Raw genomic sequence first — 18,511 nt, 5'->3', positions numbered from 1 at the left:
GCTTAGCATCGCAAGGTCGGCCAGCTCGTCAAAGTTCATTGTTCCGGCAGCGAGAGCAGCCCGAGCCTTTTCAAGCGCGCTGTGATCATTGTTTTCTGCCAACGCCGCCTCTTTGCTGGCGAAGCTGAACGCGCCCAGATCGACGGTTTTCACGCGGAGCAGGCGGATCGCCACGGACCCCACGCCGGTTGTTGCTGGCGGAATCACAACCTGCACCCGCGCTTTACCCTGCTGTGTCGGCACGTTGGCCGTCGCAATCGGCTTCTTTTCTCCGAATGTCACATCGCTGAATCCGGCCACGCAGCGCCCGATGTTTTCCACATCATCTCTGTTCAGAGTAATGTCTGTCCTGGTCATGTGTGTTGTGCCCATTTCTTCGACCCAGACCGATCCGTCAGGATTCACAGAAATTTCGCTCAGGCTTTCATCGTGCAACAGATGCTCGATCTTGCCTGTATAGTATTCCAGAAGGCTATTGCCGTTCCGCCCGCTCATGTTCTTGTCCTTGGTAGAGCACTTTTTTGAACACTGGAGGTTGCCTTCGCTGCATCTCGGCTTTGCCTCGAACACGAAGGCATCCACATAAGATTCATTGCTTCCAAAAAGTGCTGAATTTGCTTCAAAAAAGGCCGCTACCGCACTCGATCATGCTGGCAGCGGCCGGAAAGACTGCTGAGGCGGTCGGCTCATTGGCTCGCGCTCAGAAGCTATCGAACACAACGTCGCGCTGCAGGATGGCGTTGATGCGACTGCCCTGATCGACAAAGACTGTCGGAGTAATGCGCAGGTATTCATCAAGCGCCGCTGCCGTAGCGTTCTGCAGGTTAGACCCCACTTGCGTTGCCAGATCAGTGCGAACCGAGTTGTTGCTATCGTTGTCAGAGACCAGTGCCACCGGCGCAATGCCGATGATGGACAACAGCGCTGCAGTTCCGAACCGTTTCCCAAAGTGTGTGTTCACCCTGCCGGTCGCACCAGTCCGGCCTTGACCGTCCGTACCAGCCGATCCGACCTGAGTTGACAGGCCGTCAGGCGTGATGACACGGCTCCAAACGATCATGATGCGCGTTTGCGCCAATGTCGTGTCCGCTCGATACTCGCCAAAGAGCTTCGATCCGCGCGGCAGAAGCAAACGCGTGCCGTCCATCGAGTAGACGCCACGTGTAATCGTCGCCACGACACTGCCGGGCAACTCCGAGCTGACCGCGCCACCGAACACAGCCGACAAAACCGTGCCTTGCGTCAGGGTGCGCGACGGATCGTCAATGATCGAGGCCCCGACGATGGGGGGATATTCTTCGACCAGATTGTTTTGCCATGTCGTGTTTTGGTTTTCCTGATAGCCGCGTTGATCTTCAGGCAGGCGGGTGTCGTCTGGCTGGACTTGAACCGGCTGCGGCGCTGCAGGGAAGGGTTGGAAAATGACCGGCTGCGATCCACCATTGATCGGCTGGTAGTTTTGACCGGGTGCGTCCTGTGCCATCGCGCTTGAGGCCAACGTGACCAGGGCGAGGGTGAGTGCTGTTCTGTTCATCGTCAGCTCCATCAGTTTCTGCCGTATGGGTTTTCATCGAACACAATGCCGTCCGACTGGTTCTGCCGCTGGCGCATCTTCTTCAGTTCTTCGAGTCTGCGCCGCTCGTCATCGGTCAGACCTTGCGCCTGAAGGTGGCTTACGCTGGCAAGTGCCCGGGCCTCCGCATCTGCGATGGCCTGGGCAAGTTCCGTCTGGAACTTCTTCTCTCGCTCATCATATCTGACCTGAAGGCGTTCATTGGTCAGGGTCAGCGTTGCGATTTCACCGTCTTTTTCGGACAGCGAAACTTTGGCGTCCGTCAGCTCGTCTTGCAGATCGGAAATCCGACCGTTCTGTTGCTCGATAGTTTTCAAGGCTTGTTTCAGCCCTTCGGAATCGACCTGCGGCACTGTTGCCGGTGTTGCCACCTCAATTTCCTCGGGCAAAGCCTCTGGTTCCGGCTCATCGGCCTCTGGTCCCCGTGCGGTCAAAAGCCCGTATCGCTCGCCACCACCTTGTTGCAAAGCGTCAACGCGGACACCCGTGTTCGTGCTTTTGTTTTCATGGCCCATGACAAACCATACAAAGCCCAGGAACACCGCGCCTGCGATCGCAACGGTTATCAGCTTCTTTGGGTCGAACTTCTTCCGGACACGTTGCGACGGCTGTTCAGCCGCCGCCCGTGCCGCAATTGTCTGATTGCGATCCATTACTTGCTGCCCCCCGGTTTAACTGTCTGTGAAGTAACGGGCCTGCCCGTTGCACTCGCCTGCTGAAACGCGTCGCCATCGTTTCGTACACAGATCGAAGTGTCTTCGATGCGCAGTGTCCAAAGGTCGGAAAGGCCCTGCACCTGGATAATGCCGCGCTCTTTGACTGTGGTGTTCACCATCAGCTCGCGGCCATCAGGCAGGACACGGAAAATCCCCGGCAACTCCGCATCCTGCGGGATCTGCATATAGGTGTGAACGCCATCATCCCACACGGCGGTGGGCGCAAAGTCCGCTTTGCCCGAGCGCGAATAGTTCTGGTTCACAAACCGGCCAGTTGGCTTCGGCTCGCTCCGAGCGACTGTGCCGCGACGCGTTGTGGTCCCGCCGCTGTTGTTTTTGTTGTAGAACGTGACCCGGAATGGAACACGTTTGCGTTCGGCGGCGCTCTCGGCCGGAACCAGATAGAAGTTGTATGTCCCGCGATTGGTCAGGACGGTCAGGTTTGAATCCGAGTTCAGGATTTCTGGCTTGAACGCAATAACGCGACCTTCCTGCAGGCGGGTGATCTGAAAACTCTCAGTGTCGCCCGCGCCAATGCTGCGGACGGTCTCGCCCTGCGGAAAGTGAACATAGGTAATCAGGCGTTCACCTACAGTGATGCGGTACACCTGGTTCTCGACGTAATGGAAATGCGTGATGCGATGATCCGCATTCTTTCCGTCTGGCGTCGGTGTGATTTCAGCGAGCAGAGGCGTAGAGAATGCCAAAACTGCTGCGGCGGTGGCGGTGAGTGTTTTGAAAGAACGCTGCATCAGACCTTCCCTATGGCGTCTACGCGGTAGTTGGTGACGACGAAGCCGAACGGATTTTCCAGAAGCTCATCCATCGACGTCACGATTTTTTCCTCAAACCCGTAGGTCACAGTGACCACGTAGCGGGCTGAGGCCGTTGCTTGGTTTGGCACGATCAGGGACTTGCGGATCTCGACCTGCACCGTCTCATCGTTGACCGGCGAGACGCCCAGAATTTCGGTCTGCACCTTTGTCTTGGGCGTATAGATTTCGTCAGGATGGTTGTCGTTCGAACCGTCCCACAGTTCGCGGTAGGACGTTTCGGCCAGCTCATCAGAACGACGCAGCACCGATTTCAGGCGCTCGTTGTTGTCCTGGACATCATAGGTTTCCCGGTCGCGCACATAATTTGCGACTTCACGGAAGGCCATCGCCTCAGAAGGTTCCAGTTCTTCGACTTTTTCAGTCAGCAGGACCGGCAGTTTCGTGTCCGGATCAATGGAGAATGGCACCGCGCGGATTTCCTTCAGGGGAAGGAGCATCGCCCAGCCAATCATAGAGGCCACGCCCATTGCCATGCCGACCATGCCGAATACCTGCCATTTGAAGGCATCGCGGCGTGCGCCCAGAAAGAGTTCTTTTTCGTGATCTGTCACGTGTGACATTTGCTCTGTACCTCGATTTATGAAGATTTATTGGCGCGAGCTTGTCGAATGCTCTGCCGGTAACGGTCAGCGGCGTAGCTCTGACGAGCTGCCCCATCCTGATTTCGGGCTCTGTGCGCTATGTCCCGACGCGCTTGCATTGCGCGAGACGCGCTGTCACGAACGCCAGTCCCGTCACGTGCTGCGGAAGCCATAGCAGCGGCAGTTTTCCCACCGGCTACTGCACCCCTTGCGCCGTCGCTTGCAGTGCCCAATGCACTTCTTGCGGCTGCTGCAGCACCAGTTGCCACGGCAAGACCCGAGGATGCCGAAACGATTGCACCCGACATCCCGCCCGCGAGCGACGGGATCTGCGTGAGCATCACGATTGAAACAATGCAGATCGCCAAAAACCGGCCACTGGCCTCCATATTGTTCACATCCTCAACAGCGGTCAGTTCGGAGCTGAAAAGGGCCTGAATAAGAGAAACGATGCCTGTCAGAACGACGATGACCATGATCAGGCCAACAGTCGTTTTCGCCCAGGCTGCGAAGATATTGGCTGTTGCCGAGCTGAGCAGCGTTGCGATGAAAACAGGCGCTAGACCCAGCAGGACCGCTAGACCGCCTTTTGCGATCAGCGCCATGCCGGTGCCAAAAGCAACGATGACAGCCCCAACAACCCAGAGAATAGCCCCGGTGATGCTCAGACCCCAGGTTGCGTTTTCAATAGCCTGCTGGCCCATCAAGAAACACTGAAGCGCAATGTCATCGAGTGCTTCCCAGACATTTGTTGTGCCGGTCAGTTCTCCGGCAATCGTGTCTGGGAGGCTCGAAATGCCCTGATAAATGGGTTGAAAGAAGCTCCAGCTAGAAGCCATACCAATGATGATCGTCGCCCGAATGATCCAGCCGACATAGCCACCAAACCCGATTTCTCGGATTTGAAGCACACCGTTGATCAGCATTGCCACGAAGATCAGCGCGGCTATTGCCCAGAGGGCGGATGCTAGATCCGCCGCCAGGCTGTTGTATGCTTGCTGCGAGAAGTTATTTAGCGCAGCCTCAATCGAGCTGACGAAATCTTGGATCACGGCCCACAAGCCTCCTCAATTGCAGGGCGCAGAGCTTCCAGACGGGTCCGTTGCTCTTTTTTCAGCGCGGCAAGATTGTCGGACGGTTGGGTCCAAAACTCGTCTTGGTCAGCTCCGACCTTTTGGGCGGCGTCCTCACGGCTTAAACCGCCCAGCGGACATTCGGTGCTGAAGGTCTCGCCAGATTTGCGCAGAATGCATTGCTCGATGGTGGCCTCGTGCGCAGCGATGACCTGTTCATTCAGGATCACCACCGACCAGTTGGTCACAAGAGGCTGCTTGTCTGCGGATTGGCCCGCTTCGGCCATGCGCGCTTGATCGTTTTTGACGAATTGACGACCGTACTCACGCGCACCCGAGTACCCAAGGCACTTACGATATTCACCGAACGGCATATCGACCTTGGGTGATGGGCGCAGCTTCACCTGTGCCGATGCAGCCCCCGACATAACGGCGGCGGCTGCAATGGTCAGGATGAGAGTTGAGCGGAGTTTCATTGTGAGGTTCCTCGTACATAGTTGCTGAGTGTCGAAAGATCGGCAGCGGTTGCAGCCAGATCCGTGCCCGACGCCAGAGCATTAGCCGAGGTTGCGCGTAAGATTTCAATTTCAACCTGAAGGAGTTTAAGGAGAACCGCCGTGTTGTAGTCGATTGCATCCTTCAGATCTTCTTGCTGACCGATTTCACCGCGCAGCTTTTCTGCATCTTCGGAGAGCTGACCGGCCATGTCATAGCCATTCTCACCCAAGGCCGATGCCATCAAGCCAGCGCCACCTCGCTCCGAGAGAATGCGCCGGGCTGGCACGTCTGACGTACTGAATTCTTTAAGGATTCCATTGTTCAGCCCCAGGCTGATTGATCGGCGTTCCATCGCGAGTCCGGCGACGCCTGGAAGATCGCCAATCGTATCTTCGGTCGCGTTCAAGGCGTATCCAAGCGTGTCAGCTGCCGTTGCCAGTTTCAGAAAGCTGCGGCTGTTGAACTGGTCCAGATCCGTCAGACCACTGATGGTTTTGAGGGAGTTTTCGAGCAGTGCCCTCTGCTGCTCGAGCTTCTCATATTGTTGCATCAGCTGTTCGTATTGGCGGACCATTTCCGCGACTTCGCGGGCCGAATTGGCTGCGTCCTGTGCAATGGCCGTGGCGTCGATGGTCGGAACACCTTGGGCTGCCGTCATAACTGGCAGGGCGGCCAGAACCGAAACAGCAATGGTTGTGCGGAATTTCTTTGAAATATCCATCAGACAAACTCCAAGTTTTCAGGGGAGGTCATGCGCTCAAAGTCACAGGCGCATTTGCTGCGATAGCCCGAATAGGTGCTGGTGCAGGCCGAGACAGCGGCCAGAACTACAAGGGTGATGACAAGGCGGGCTTTCATGTGATTTCCTTCCAGAAGTTGGGGTTTTTTCGCCAGTCAGGATCAGGGAACGATTTTCCGTCTGATCCGCTCAGAACACGAAGAAGCGGGCCGAGCGCGCCGACATCGACATCGAGCCAAACACTCTCATCACCTTTCTTCATGAGCATTACGCGGTCGCCAAAATGCGCCCTCAGCGCGCCCAGCTCTGAATCGTTCAAGCCGATTGCCCGGTAGTCTGCTTCATTGCCGGATCGAGAGGGGAACAAGAGTTGCGTGCTGGTGTTTTCCAGGATCGACTTACTTGCCGCTGACGACAGGAGGTGATCGGGGATCTGCGTCATCATCATCATCATGACGTTCAGCTTCCGATACGTGGTGTAGGCATTTATGAGGATGCCAGCGCCATAAGGGTTGCCAGCAATTACCCATGCTTCATCAATCACAAAGACAGTGGGTATCTTGGTGGCGCAGCGGCGTTCAATCTGGCGCATGACGTAGCTGATCCATGCCAGCCGCACCAATTCGTCATCCAGAACCTCAGAAATATCGAACACAAGATGACGGTCGCCAGCAGCAAACGGATCTGAGCCACCCTCGCCAAACATCCAGGACAAGCGGCCTTCGCCCGCCCATTCACTTGCACGCTTGTACAGGTTCTTGTCATCGTCAAAGGCTCTGAACCGTTCCACCAGTGAATCGAAGTTCTGAAGCGCAGGCGGCAAAGTGGCATTGGCTTGGCAAGCCCTTGTGATTTCATCCTTCTGATCGGTGGTCAGTGGTTCGTCATAGCTCAATAGGGCAATGACCCAATTGGCGAGCCAGCTTTGCCCAGCCTCATCCGTCTCGGTTTGAAATGGGTTCATGCCTGTTGGTTCACCAACTCGGACGCGGGTGTACTGTGCGCCGAGCGCCCGCATTGGAGCCTCCATTGCCCGGTCTTTGTCAAAAGCGATGATCCGCGCGCCCTGTGCCACCGCCATTGTCGCCAGCAGCATCGCGATCACAGTTTTACCCGATCCGTTCGGCCCCAGAATGATTGTGTGGCCGGAGGGCAGGTTTTCAGCGTCTTTGCTGGTCTTGGGAAGGTGCAGCGAAACATCGTAGCTGTCCCCGTGTGTCGTCGGGAAAGTCGCCAATGGCCCCGGCCAAGGTAGCTTTTCCGCATCCAACCCTTTGGGGCGCATGTGGAACGCAACCATATCCGCAAAGTTCTGGTCCGTGATCAGTTCTTCACGGGCGCGGAACGCGAAATTGCCGGGGTGCTGTGCGAAGTACACGGCACGGGCCGACATCGCTTCGCGCTTCACCGTGCCACCCGAAATCTGGATTTCACCGATGATGTGTTTTTCGGCGGTTTTCAGATCTTCCTCTGTCCCGAACACGCAGATCGACAGGTGGTGCTTGCCCAGAGACATCGTGCCTGACGCAATCCCATCTGCCAGGATGGACAAGTCGTCTTGCAGCGATGTCGCTTTGTCGCCAGCCGAGCGCATCTGGCCCGATTTGCGGCGTTCCATTTCTTGCGCCTGCGCACGGCTGATCGGCAGGAACGATTGCGAAATCACGACATCAACCGGCAGGTCCAGCCCATCGAATATTCCGGGGAACGACGCCATCGGATAATTCTTCAGGGAATAGACGCGAATTGACCGCTCCTGGTCATCGCCAGACATAAGTTTGCCCGTCTTGCCCTGAAACAGCACGTCCTCTTGCGGCATGTTAAAGGCAATGGGTTCTGCAATGTTCGTATGAATGATCGGCTGATACCGACCATTCAACAGCATTCCATAGTAACCCAGCCAACGACCCTCGCTGAGCTTCAGCCGGCTAACACGGGCCTCGCCCAGCGTGCCCGCCAGTGTTGTGAACACACCATCGAGCTGCTCGATCATTTCGCGGCGTTCCTCGTCTATCGTTCCAGACGACATGCCGAAAATTTGCTTGGCGCGTTCATCCTGGCGCTTCTGCAGAATGGCGCTGATAATGATCTTGCGTTCTTTCAGCTCTGCATCGACGGACGCTGAGCGCATGGCCTGCGCTACTGCACCGGCAAAGCCGGTTGGATCTGTGATGACATGACCAGTTTCAGCCGGGACGGTCAGTCGATGAACATAAAACGCCACCTCGTTGGGTGTTGTGCGCAACACACGCTCAAACCGTTCGGCCAGGAACTCGAACTCGTTTTCGTCCAGCGTGTTTGCGTTGATTCCGGTGATTTCCGCAGCGGCGATAAGGCCACCGTTGCGTGTGGAAATGACCTCATCGTCCACGACATAGCCATACGGCAACATCTGAAAGAGGCTCATTTCATCCTTGCGCCAGCTCGGCTCGATCAACGAGCGGGCAAGGGTCCACAAATCCTGTGCAGCAGGCTTAGGCACTATAGTAATCTCCCCCATGATGCTGGCGGTTTTTGGTGCGCGGAGTTTTGGAAAGGGTTACGGACAGGACGCGGAAGAAAGCCGGTTCCCATTCGTAAAAAAGGCGAAGCCCGGTGTAGAAAACAAAACCCGCAATGATTGCTGGCGCTATCCCGAACATGAAGAACGACAGCATTGTCATCCCGAGGATCACCAGCAGATAGATCACGGGTAGGCCGCCCCATTCTGCGGGGCGGCTCAGGCCGCGAAAGACCGTATTGCGGCGCGGCATCAATCAGGCTCCGATGAATGTATCAGCGAGGCCGATAACAGCGCCGACGACGATAGCGATTACCGGGCCTTTCAGCGAACCCCAGCCGAACACATAGGCGAGACAGCCCCAGATGAAGCCGACTGCGGCAAGGCTGACGCCAACGACCTTCGAGTCGGCCAGCGTTTCGTTGATGAAATCGCCAATGGCATCTTGCAGCCAGCCAGCGGAGGCGGGCGCTGCTGTGATGATGAACGCAGTGATCGCGAAAAACGCCATCTGCTGGTAGAAGTGGGTTCTTTTCATAGGTCTTTACTCACTTTGCTTAGGATGATCCGCACGTAGTTACGGGTTTCGGTGAAGGGGGGGACGCCGCCGTATTCGACGACGCGGTGAGGCCCGGCGTTGTAGGCGGCAAGCGCCAGCTTCCAGGTTCCGAACGCGCGGTACTGCGTTGCCAAATAGCGGGCACCACCGTCGAGATTTTCCGCAGGGTTTCTTGGGTTCACGCCCAGGTCTTTTGCCGTTCCCGGCATGAGTTGCGCAAAACCTATCGCACCCTTGGGCGACAGCGCATCAGCCCGATATCGGCTTTCTTGCCAGACCAGTGCCATGAACAGCTCGGCCGGAACGTCATGCCGTTCCGCCGCTGCATAGATTTCCTTGACAATCCGATCCTGCGACCAGCCACCCGAGGCTTTGCGAGGCCGCGGTGCTTTACCCGCTATCTCGATCTTTTCCTGTGGTTTGGATTTTGTTTCTTCCGGTTGTTCTTCAAGCGTGTATTCCCGCATCCGGATCGGACGAACGATGCCACCAATGATTTCCGCCCGCGCACCGTTGAGAAACACGCTGCCATCGGACTCGTATTCGATGACTTGGGAAAAGGCCGAGTTGCACGCGGCGAACCACAGCACGATGAACGTCCCGGAGCGACGGCAAAACGCTCGAAATGGCTGGCTAACATTAACGTTATCGGATGTGATTTCACATTGTTTGAAAGGGTTTGACCTGCGTAGCCTTAAAGGTGCCGCTCCGACTGCGTTGTGGGTAGCGGCAATGTGGTGAGTACACCCCAATGCGGGTTTCACCACGCTCTCTCTTCGGTGTAGCACCACATGCATCGAAGAGAGTTTGTCGCGAAGTTTTCCGGGCTTGATTCCAGGAGTTCTTGGAGTGTCGAAGGCCATTGAGGGCACCATTCCGGCTCCCATAATTAGGTCAGCAAAGTTTACATAATAGTCATTACGAGGCATAAGGCCGGACGCTGCGGAGACGGAGGATTTCAGGGCTCCAACACAGCGCAACACCCTTCACAAGCTCCGCACCAAGCTGTTGTGCAGCTTGGGCCTCTCAGCCCGAAAGTTTGGTTGAATTGTCGGGATGCCCTGCGCGCCTCAATCGTCAGACAGCGCTAAGCGGTCGGCGGTGCAGACAGGTTGTCCAGGGTTGCGCCCATTGACTCTGGCGCGGTGCTGCCCAATTTAGGTCTGGCATCTAGGACTGCTGTTTTTACCATAGTACAGTTCTCTCTTGATGTTGGAGGAATGCCCGGATGGATTTGGGGCGTTTCTTGTCCTGTCGATTGTTGGCGCAATCGACAGGACCGCTCATTGCTCAGTCATTTTGTTCCGTTTTCTGTAATTTGTTGTTCAGTCCTTTCCTTCAACCGCACCAGGACCGGCGTTTGCCGCCCGAATACGGGCGCGCAAGACCTTCTGAAATCAGGATGGTCCCGACGTCCTGCCCAGCCACACGCCCAACCGCCAGGAAGCGGTCATGCACGTCTAGCTCCGGGTGGATGATCAACTCTATCTGGCCCGCCGTCTGGATGAGCTCTTTCAGCCTTGCTTTCGCTTGCAGTCCCAGAGCCTTTTCAGCTGCGCATTGCGGCCGGTAAGTCTCAGGTGTGTCGAAACCGATGAGGCGGTAGCGGTCGTCGCCGTGGTCGATGGTGTCACCATCAACGGCAATCACCTCGGATGCACTCAGGACCTTTGTTTGTTTTGATGGTTCAATCCAAACCGCAGCAAAGAACAAAGACGCGAGCACAGCGCTGAGAAGCAAGAGCCGTTTCATGTGCCCTGCCCCAGTATTTTGATGAGCCAGGTTCTCGAACGTGAACGATCAGGTTTTGGATTGCGCGTCCAGGGCCTGAGCTGCTTCGAGACCCTCTGGGGTAATCGACTCGATCGTATAGTCTGATTTGACGCAGAGAATGCGCCCATCACCAAATTCCTGATGATGTTTGAAGAGACCCGGCCAAAGATCGAACTCTCTGGGCTCAGCGCCCGCTCGAGAGATCTTCGACTTGCACAAGGCTCCGACATAGTTCGGCGAGCTGTAAATGCAGTGGTACTTAGGTCGTCCAAGGGAAGCGAGTCCGATAAATTCGTAGCGGCATGTAAAGGGAACCTGATCTTCTTTCAGGCCCCGGACCATCTCGATGGTTACCACAGTGTATTGTCTCTTGTTGTCCGCCATGACGACCCCCTATGGGCCGTCTTCTACATCCAAAAGTTGTGGACTAAAACACAATCTACGTCAATATAAGAAAGTACGCCAATATACGATATTGGATTGTCAGAAATATATTGGCCGAATATTGCTTAGGCGATTCGCAAGCAGGAGAGACCATCTTGAAACACTCAAAATCCGGAAATAGAACTCGCGCAAAGGCCCTTGCAGTTGCACTCGCTGCACTGCCGGCCACGCAGGCCAGTGCCTATCCAATTGACTGTGCCATATTCCTTTGCCTCGCCGGAGGTTGGCCAAGTTCGACTGATTGCGTCGCAGCCAAGGCGGAGTTCATTCGGCGCATCACACCCTACCCGGTCGAACCGCCGCTGCAACTGTGGCGCTGTCCAATGAACGCTTCAGAGAGCTTCTCAGGCTTGAGCCCCATGGAAAGGCTGGGCGCAATCAAAGGCAACAGTGCCAGCCCTATTCCAGAGCTTCCATCTGACGATACGACAGAGCCATTGCTGGTAGATGCTGCGATCTCAACAGAAGAGATTCAGGCATTTCATGGCCAGTCTGGCGATAGCTTTCAAGCCACACCGATTAGCGTCGATCTTTCCTCACCCGATTTCGACGTTGTCAGATCCGTCAGAGTTTGGGATGTGCGCCACTACAGCTATCGCCGTCGTTCACGGGAGGGCGATTGTGAGCGCTCACTTGATCTTGTGGTTGGCACATATGACGACAACGCGAGCTTTCACTGGTCAGATCACGCTCCTGCGCCAATCCCAGCATGGCTGCCCCTTGGCAATCGCTGTGAGCCTCCCAGCTACTTCCGCGGCGTTGGTGTCGAGTGGACAGACACATTAGGGTTCAGCGATTACGAACTCATTCGATACTGACGTGCCGGCTCGCGGGTGAACACTTTGCTCCTGCAAAGGCTAGTGGACTTGCCAGCGGTATAGGCAACCAGCCCGTTTGGCCTAGAGGACAACTTAGCCCCCAGAAACAAAAAAACCCCGCAAGGCGGGGCCTCAGCGGGGATCTTCTTAAGTCAAGTTTGATCACCTGATTTATAGGAAGTTCCCAAATATCTGACAAGGATAAACGCATCTGTGCGAATGGATTTTCTTTGTCTCAGTGCCGAGGTTCGACCCGCTTTGCTTCCCAAACGAGAAACAAAACATGAAGCAAATCCACCAAACTCAAGTTACCACCGTGCGACACTGTGCGTGTCTACCGGACTCTCGCCAAGCGAGGATGGAGCCATGAGTTTCCGACAGATCTCAACGACCCGGTTTCAAAACCCGAAGCGCTTCCACAACGGCTTGCCAGACGGCTGGAATCGGGACCGGTTTCGGCAGCTCTGCGTGAGTTATGCCCAGATCAGAGGCGCATCGGCGCAGTGTATTCGCACCTTTGAAATCATCATCGACATGATCTCTCCAAACGCGTTTCGCGACCCGTCTCAGGAACCTTTTTGCTATGCCCGTCAGGAAACTCTCATTGCCGGGCGTAGATTGACAGATCGGACGATCCACAATCACGAGCGCAACCTGGAAGCCATTGGTCTCATTGAACGCAGGCTTGGTGAAAATGGGGCGCGATGCAAGCGTAAGGGGCTTGGCCTCTTCCTGACGCCCGCCCTGAACCTCATTCCCGAGATGCACGACGCAGAAGCACAAAACAAGGCAGACAAGAAAGAACATGACGCGCTGCGCGGGGATCGGTCACGGCTTTACCGATATGTGAAACACGGATTGGCGGTGCTCGTTTCACTCCCCTGCCCTCCTAAAGGCTGTGAGGATATGATGGAGGCATTTCGGTCCTGGCCGCGTTCCGACAAACTGAAATACATGTCCTTGGAACAGCTCAAATGCCATGTTCAGGCCGCTCATGACCTTTGGAAACGCATCGATGGGCATGTCGCAAAACCCGGTGAAATTTCGGGTGCGCCCGAAGCTTATTTCGGGTCCCATATACAAGACCAAATTGAAGAAAAAATCCTGTCCTGTAACGCCGATGGCGAGGATTCAATGCCCTCGGCTGAAGCCTCGGAACCAGATTGTTCTGGCTCCGGGCCTGACGGCCCTGCGCATTGCTTAGAAAGCAATCATCCGACGGATGCGGCGGCGCACAAGGCCCAAAAGCTGCCTCGGATGAACAATCGTATTCTCTATGACTTGGCTTCACCCGAGCTGCGCATGCATATCGATATCGCGGGTGGCGGCGATCGGAGCCCCATCCCGACACTCTACGCGATCGAGGCCGGTGTTTGGTCCCGGCTGTCTGAGATCGGCACCAATATCTCCGCCTGGCATGAGGCGATCAATCGACTGACGCTCATGGGTGCGATCCTGGCTGGATTGATCACAGACGCAAGGCTGAGTGATCCGAAACTGCCGCAGATCGTCAATCCAGGAGGATATCTTCGGGGCATGGTTCAGGCAGATGAACGCGGAGAATTGAACCTGATTTCCAGCTTCATGGGGCTGCTGGCGCGAAGAGCGCGGGAGGAAGACCATGGGCTTCGTTAGGGCGGAAAGGATGTTTCACAACCCTATGAGGGTTGCGTCGCCAGCTTTTCAAAATCACGTGCCTTGTCGGCAGGTTTCCGCTCTGTTTCCGTCTTCTGAACAGAACGGTATTCGCATCTGTGATTGGCTACGGGAAATCCCGAGTAGTTTGTTCAGCTTTAGGTTGCTATGCGGCCTCATCGGCAGCGCGGAACAGAAAGACGGTCTATGAAAATCGCAGATATTGGCAGCTCTGAGTTGGATTTCCGGCAAACCGGGGAGGCACGTCTTCAGGAGATTTGCCACAGGTTTGGATTTGAGAACGCCTCTTATGCCCATATCGACAAGTCGCAGAACATCGTTCACGGCTGCACCACGTTTCCGGCTGAATGGACCAGGCATTACATCGAAAACGACCTGATCCTGGCCGATCCCCTCATTCGGTTCGGTGCCACTATGATCGCCCCGATTGATTGGACAGCATTCGACAACCAGACTGACTATGCAGCGCTTTTTGAAGCTGCCAGACGGTTTGGCGTTGGTCGCAATGGCCTGACTATTCCGGTCATTAATCCTTTTGGTGAGCGTGGCGTGTTTACCGTCACATCCAATGCGCCTCGTGCCGAATGGGAGGCATTGATCGCGACAATGCTCCCTGCCCTGCGCCACGAAGCCCAGATATTGCACTTGCTTGCGCTGGACGTCATCGAAACCGTCTTCAACTTTCCATCGGACTCCCTGTCTGGTGACGAATTGGATGTCCTGAAGATGCTTGCGTCGGGTTTGATACCGTCTGTCATTGCCAAACAGACGGGAAACTGCTCTCGAACGGTGGATGCGCTGATATCTTCGATCACCACCAAGCTCAAAAGCCGGACGATCGAACAAGCGGTTGCGCGGGCTGTCAGTACAGGGTTTCTCAAATGGAGCGATTTCTTTGCCGATCCCGTGGCAGAATTGGTCGATATGGAACATCGGACGCTCTGCGGCGGGATCGTCCGTTGGTCTGGCAAATCTCACGAGCTAATCGCCTTCGAACAAGGCCGACTGGCGCGAAGTCTCGATAGCTTCCACTCAGTTCAGGTCGAAGATCTGGTGGTGGAATTTGGCCTCAACCCAGCTGAAATCACCGAAGTGGTCGGAGATTCAGACGATCGGGCCCTATGGATCAGATATCTGTGAACCAGGTCGGCCGAGCCCCTCTTCGCTCTATTAGAAACTGCGGATTTGCAGACTTCACATAATTGCAATTACGCCGCTCTAACCAGCGTTTGTAAGAGTGTTTTGCCTACGGTTTTTTGCGTCTGTCATGCACAAAGAAAATTGGTGTGATGCACAGACGGCCGTCGGCGCCGCAAAAAAGAAGGGCCCTTTTGCATCATTTTGACGGGAGCGGTCTTTCGCTGCACCCGTCTTCAACAATCGAGACGCGGACGAACTGATCTTGGATTTTAAACTCTCGTTGATGCAGCATCCTTCTACACTCGCGGCAACAGTTTTTTCTTGATAGCGAAATTCGCCAAGGCGGCCATTCCAGAGAGGGATTGGATGTTCCACAACCGCTCTTTGGCCAGATGGCGCTCTGGCATGGAAACTACGGGACTTGGCCCAGCCCATAACCAGAGCTAGCAAATAGGCGGCAGGATCATGAAATTGGGCTTCTTCGCGCAAGGAAAGCGAAGACAGGCAACATTGTTACGATCCAGACCACGCTATAAATTGCGGATGGGATGGCATATTCGCTTAACCCATTGGTGTTAGGCAATAGCAAGGTGGCAATTGCGATCCCCAAAGCTCCGTTTTGAACGCCGGTCTCAATTGAAATCGTCTTCGCCTCGATGTCTGTGCATCCGAGCATCCCTGAACTCATGATGCCAATAAACGTGAGTGACGCACCTACAACAAAAAGTGCGGGTCCAAGCCTAAGGTAGTTATCCGCGACCACCACCCAGTTTGAAATGATCGCGCCTCCGATGACCATCGCAAAAAGTAGCAAAGAGACCTTGCTAAAGACTGGTTCGACAGCGGCTGCAATTCGCGGCGCCAATGACCGCGCCATCACACCGACTAGGATCGGTGAAGCTGTTAAAAAAAACATTGCTAAAGCCGTCGAAGAGATGTCGATAGCGGGCGCAGTTGCCCCCATGAACATCTGCATCGAAAACCCCAGGATAAGCGGTACGGTAACGACACAAGTCAGACTGAAGACTGCTGTGAGAGTAACGGATAAAGCGACATCCCAATTCGAAAGCTTGGTCACGATGTTACTGATCGCCCCGCCCGGACAGGCTGCCAAAATCATGATACCAACGGCTGTCTCGGCAGAAATTCCAAAAACAAAGATCACCATCAAAGCGATGCAAGGCAGCAAAATGATCTGGTTGAGAGCGCCGACACAAAAGGCACGTGGACGTCGTCCGATGCGTTGAAAGTCAGCCGCTGTGAGTCCGAGGCCAAGGCAGAACATGATTGCAACAACTGCGAGCGGCAGCAGCACAGATATGAAAACTTCGCCCATTTGCTTTGACCTCGGTGTCTGCATGCTTCTCACGCGCTATCCAAAGATACCGTTTCGCAAATCCGATGACGAGGTTTATCAGTCTGGCGCCTTTTTCCTCATACGCCTGCTGATCGAGACAGTATTAATGTGCGATGCAGATCGCGGGCATGGGCGATCTGGCGCAGAAGAGCTTTCCAATGCTATTTGTGGTGAATGGCAAGTGTGACCTATGTATTCGCGCGCGCGATGGCCAATGCCGCCGGGATGACGCTAAACGACGATGGCGCTCTGATTTCGAATGGCGCTGTCCTGCTGCGTTTGCCAGAGGCTCAAGACGGCCAATTGGCGGATGATGCCTATTTCGATCTGATCGATTGGATTCGTGCGCAACAAGCGGATGAGGTTGCTTTGGTTGAGGCCTATGCGAACGCGATTGCGACCGATGATCTCGGCGTCCTTGGCCTGGCCGTAAAGACAGCTCCGACCTTGCGGCAATCTTTGCAACGGATCGAGCGTTATTTTCGTCTCGTCACGGACACCGCAGTTTACAGACTTGATGAAACCGGCGATCCTGTCCTTTGGATATTTGAAGGGCAAACACCGCATCGCGCCGCCTTGGAATTGCGCAACGAATGCGCGCTTGCCGCCTTTGCACGGAATATGCATCGGTTTGTGGGTACTGGATTGTCGCTCGAATATGTCGCGTTCAAACATGTGTGCCGACAAGAGCCTGAACGTTACGCCGAGCATTTTGGTTGTCCGGTGCAATTTGGTACTGACCATAACGCCATCGCGATGCGCCCTGCTATGCTCGAATGCGAAAATCGTCTTGGCGATCCGGGCTTGTCGGATTTCATGACGAAACATCTGGATGAGGAATTCAATTCCCTGGATGATGACACTTCACTGAGCAACGCACTTGTTCATCGACTTACACCAGCCCTAAGTAACGGCGCACCGCAGGCGGCGCATGTCGCCCAAGAGATGGGAATGAGCGAGCGCACACTTTACCGCAGGTTGGCCGAAGAAGGGATGACCTATCGCGACGTTCTCGGTCAGGCGCAAGTTGCACTTGCTCGTGACTTGCTCCGTGACGGTAAGGCTTCCATCGCCGAGATCGCCTTTATGACCGGGTTTTCGGAACAGAGCACGTTCAGTCGTGCCTTCAAGCGTTGGGTCGGCCAAGCACCCGCTCGTTTCCGGCAGCAAGCGACCTCCGACTAGGCGCACACCTCAAGACCACATGGCAGGTTCGGTCAAAACCTTGGCAGGGCCTGCCAATACCTCGGCCAATGTGGCGCCTAATTTCCTCTTTGTCAGATCCACTTGGGGCGCTGCCGAGTAAGGCAGACCGCTTTGCCCCTCTCAGACAAAGGAAATTTGCAATGAGCAATCACGACCACAAACATGAAGCCGGCTGCGGCTGTGACGTCACGCCCGAACGCGTTGACATGGCGCGCCGCCGTCTTCTGACGCAAGCCGCTGGGGCTGCTGCAGCGGGTACAACAATCGTTGCCGGTGGGCAGGCCCTTTCAGCAACCGAAGAGGCTCGTGCCACTTACGCTGACCCGGAGAACCCAGGCCTTCCCCAAATCGACATGACTATCGAACCGGGGCGCACCGCGCTTGTGGTGACCGACCCCCAGATCGATTTTCTGTCCGAGGACGGTGTGACGTGGGGCGTCGTTGGTGAAAGCGTGACCGAACAGGGCACCGTCGACAATATCGAACGGCTTTTCATCGCCGCCAAAGCAGCCGGGATGCCGGTCTTCATCTCGCCGCACTATTACTACCCGCATGACCATAAGTGGGAGTTCGAAGGCACGCTTGAAGCCACGATGCACAGCATCGGCATGTTTGACCGTCTCGGGCCACTCAACCTGGACAACTTCGAAGGCTCTGGTGCCGACTGGATGCCGCAATACAAAAAGTACATCGAGGATGGCGAAACCGTCGTCTGCTCGCCCCACAAGGTTTACAGCCCCGCTCAGAACGACCTGAACCTGCAGTTGCGCAAGCGCAAGATCGACAAGGTGATTCTTGCGGGGATGTCCGCGAACCTGTGCACGCAAGCGCATCTCTACGAGTTGCTGGAACTGGGCTACGAGGTTGCTGTCGTTCGCGACGCGACGGCCGGGGCCAAAGTGCCTGAAGGTGACGGGTATCTCGCAGCCATCATCAATTTCCGCATGGTCGCCAATGGCGTCTGGTGGACCGATGACGCGGTGAAGCGCATCGGCCAATCTGCCTGACCCGAACCAACTTTCCAGTTTGATCCTGACATCCT

Annotated in this window: 21 protein-coding genes and 1 pseudogene; 6 read left to right on the top strand and 16 right to left on the bottom strand. The window is 55.5% G+C overall.

All coding sequences use genetic code 11. The features are described 5' to 3' along the window. From ACR0NO_RS19440 to ACR0NO_RS19370, 15 genes and pseudogenes are all read right to left on the bottom strand, one after another. The coding region (locus ACR0NO_RS19440) for a P-loop NTPase family protein (RefSeq protein WP_480725155.1) at positions 1–495 on the bottom strand (495 nt) is incomplete at its 3' end. 205 nt (positions 496–700) lie between these two features. Continuing rightward, complete coding sequence (locus tag ACR0NO_RS19435) at positions 701–1,534, bottom strand: TraB/TrbI/VirB10 family type IV secretion system protein (protein WP_170575215.1); 834 nt, start codon at positions 1,532–1,534, stop codon at positions 701–703. An 11-nt stretch (positions 1,535–1,545) separates the two neighbouring features. Next, a complete protein-coding gene (locus tag ACR0NO_RS19430) occupies positions 1,546–2,226 on the bottom strand; it encodes a hypothetical protein (protein WP_480725154.1) in 681 nt (226 codons plus the stop codon). Then, positions 2,226–3,041, bottom strand: coding sequence for a TrbG/VirB9 family P-type conjugative transfer protein (locus ACR0NO_RS19425; protein ID WP_152460678.1), 816 nt, complete (start codon positions 3,039–3,041; stop codon positions 2,226–2,228). Before ACR0NO_RS19425 ends, ACR0NO_RS19430 begins: the two co-directional genes overlap by 1 nt. Next, a complete protein-coding gene (locus ACR0NO_RS19420; RefSeq protein ID WP_152460679.1) occupies positions 3,041–3,685 on the bottom strand; it encodes a VirB8 family type IV secretion system protein in 645 nt (214 codons plus the stop codon). The genes ACR0NO_RS19425 and ACR0NO_RS19420 overlap by 1 nt, the downstream gene beginning before the upstream one ends. Before the next feature lie 17 nt (positions 3,686–3,702). Next, on the bottom strand, positions 3,703–4,758 hold the full coding sequence (locus tag ACR0NO_RS19415) for a TrbL/VirB6 family protein (protein WP_152460680.1): 1,056 nt from the start codon (positions 4,756–4,758) through the stop codon (positions 3,703–3,705). Then, a complete protein-coding gene (locus ACR0NO_RS19410) occupies positions 4,755–5,255 on the bottom strand; it encodes a hypothetical protein (RefSeq protein ID WP_152460681.1) in 501 nt (166 codons plus the stop codon). Before ACR0NO_RS19410 ends, ACR0NO_RS19415 begins: the two co-directional genes overlap by 4 nt. After that, positions 5,252–5,998 (bottom strand): type IV secretion system protein, encoded by a 747-nt coding sequence (locus tag ACR0NO_RS19405; protein ID WP_152460682.1) that lies wholly within the window; start codon positions 5,996–5,998, stop codon positions 5,252–5,254. The genes ACR0NO_RS19410 and ACR0NO_RS19405 overlap by 4 nt, the downstream gene beginning before the upstream one ends. Then, positions 5,998–6,135 (bottom strand): hypothetical protein, encoded by a 138-nt coding sequence (locus tag ACR0NO_RS19400; protein WP_170425207.1) that lies wholly within the window; start codon positions 6,133–6,135, stop codon positions 5,998–6,000. Before ACR0NO_RS19400 ends, ACR0NO_RS19405 begins: the two co-directional genes overlap by 1 nt. After that, on the bottom strand, positions 6,132–8,516 hold the full coding sequence (locus tag ACR0NO_RS19395) for a VirB4 family type IV secretion/conjugal transfer ATPase (RefSeq protein ID WP_480725152.1): 2,385 nt from the start codon (positions 8,514–8,516) through the stop codon (positions 6,132–6,134). Before ACR0NO_RS19395 ends, ACR0NO_RS19400 begins: the two co-directional genes overlap by 4 nt. Beyond that, positions 8,491–8,769, bottom strand: coding sequence for a VirB3 family type IV secretion system protein (locus ACR0NO_RS19390; RefSeq protein WP_152460684.1), 279 nt, complete (start codon positions 8,767–8,769; stop codon positions 8,491–8,493). Before ACR0NO_RS19390 ends, ACR0NO_RS19395 begins: the two co-directional genes overlap by 26 nt. 3 nt (positions 8,770–8,772) lie before the next feature. Next, positions 8,773–9,054 carry an HAD family hydrolase gene (locus tag ACR0NO_RS19385; protein ID WP_170574749.1) on the bottom strand — a complete coding sequence of 94 codons (282 nt, stop codon included), beginning with the start codon at positions 9,052–9,054 and terminating at the stop codon, positions 8,773–8,775. Beyond that, positions 9,051–9,398 (bottom strand): annotated as a pseudogene (locus ACR0NO_RS19380) (lytic transglycosylase domain-containing protein); the annotation flags it as partial. The gene ACR0NO_RS19385 and the pseudogene ACR0NO_RS19380, both read right to left, overlap by 4 nt. 1,015 nt (positions 9,399–10,413) lie before the next feature. Continuing rightward, the gene (locus ACR0NO_RS19375) at positions 10,414–10,827 is read right to left on the bottom strand and encodes a thermonuclease family protein (RefSeq protein WP_170642032.1); all 414 of its coding nucleotides are present in this window, start codon (positions 10,825–10,827) and stop codon (positions 10,414–10,416) included. A 48-nt stretch (positions 10,828–10,875) separates the two neighbouring features. Beyond that, entirely contained in the window at positions 10,876–11,232 is a 357-nt protein-coding gene (locus tag ACR0NO_RS19370; RefSeq protein WP_170642030.1) for a hypothetical protein, read from the bottom strand. A gap of 155 nt (positions 11,233–11,387) precedes the next feature. Between ACR0NO_RS19370 and ACR0NO_RS19365 the strand changes: the two genes are divergently transcribed. The 3 genes from ACR0NO_RS19365 (at position 11,388) to ACR0NO_RS19355 (ending at position 14,906) form a co-directional block, all read left to right on the top strand. Then, positions 11,388–12,110 (top strand): hypothetical protein, encoded by a 723-nt coding sequence (locus ACR0NO_RS19365; RefSeq protein WP_170642028.1) that lies wholly within the window; start codon positions 11,388–11,390, stop codon positions 12,108–12,110. Between the two features lie 366 nt (positions 12,111–12,476). Beyond that, positions 12,477–13,745 (top strand): helix-turn-helix domain-containing protein, encoded by a 1,269-nt coding sequence (locus tag ACR0NO_RS19360; protein WP_170642026.1) that lies wholly within the window; start codon positions 12,477–12,479, stop codon positions 13,743–13,745. A gap of 207 nt (positions 13,746–13,952) precedes the next feature. Next, positions 13,953–14,906 (top strand): LuxR family transcriptional regulator, encoded by a 954-nt coding sequence (locus ACR0NO_RS19355; RefSeq protein WP_170642024.1) that lies wholly within the window; start codon positions 13,953–13,955, stop codon positions 14,904–14,906. A 463-nt stretch (positions 14,907–15,369) separates the two neighbouring features. On the opposite strand, the gene ACR0NO_RS19350 is transcribed toward ACR0NO_RS19355, so the two are convergent. After that, positions 15,370–16,242 carry a bile acid:sodium symporter family protein gene (locus ACR0NO_RS19350; protein WP_170642022.1) on the bottom strand — a complete coding sequence of 291 codons (873 nt, stop codon included), beginning with the start codon at positions 16,240–16,242 and terminating at the stop codon, positions 15,370–15,372. Between ACR0NO_RS19350 and ACR0NO_RS19345 the strand changes: the two genes are divergently transcribed. The 3 genes from ACR0NO_RS19345 (at position 16,226) to ACR0NO_RS19335 (ending at position 18,476) form a co-directional block, all read left to right on the top strand. Continuing rightward, entirely contained in the window at positions 16,226–16,450 is a 225-nt protein-coding gene (locus ACR0NO_RS19345; protein ID WP_480725150.1) for a hypothetical protein, read from the top strand. The two genes, ACR0NO_RS19350 and ACR0NO_RS19345, sit on opposite strands and share 17 nt — an antisense overlap. Before the next feature lie 20 nt (positions 16,451–16,470). Continuing rightward, positions 16,471–17,448 (top strand): helix-turn-helix domain-containing protein, encoded by a 978-nt coding sequence (locus ACR0NO_RS19340; RefSeq protein WP_480725148.1) that lies wholly within the window; start codon positions 16,471–16,473, stop codon positions 17,446–17,448. Between the two features lie 161 nt (positions 17,449–17,609). Next, a complete protein-coding gene (locus ACR0NO_RS19335; protein WP_170642016.1) occupies positions 17,610–18,476 on the top strand; it encodes a cysteine hydrolase family protein in 867 nt (288 codons plus the stop codon). The last annotated feature ends 35 nt before the right edge of the window (positions 18,477–18,511 follow it).

This window comes from Ruegeria sp. CL3 (assembly GCF_056536505.1).
This window is presented reverse-complemented; position numbering and strand designations above follow the sequence as displayed.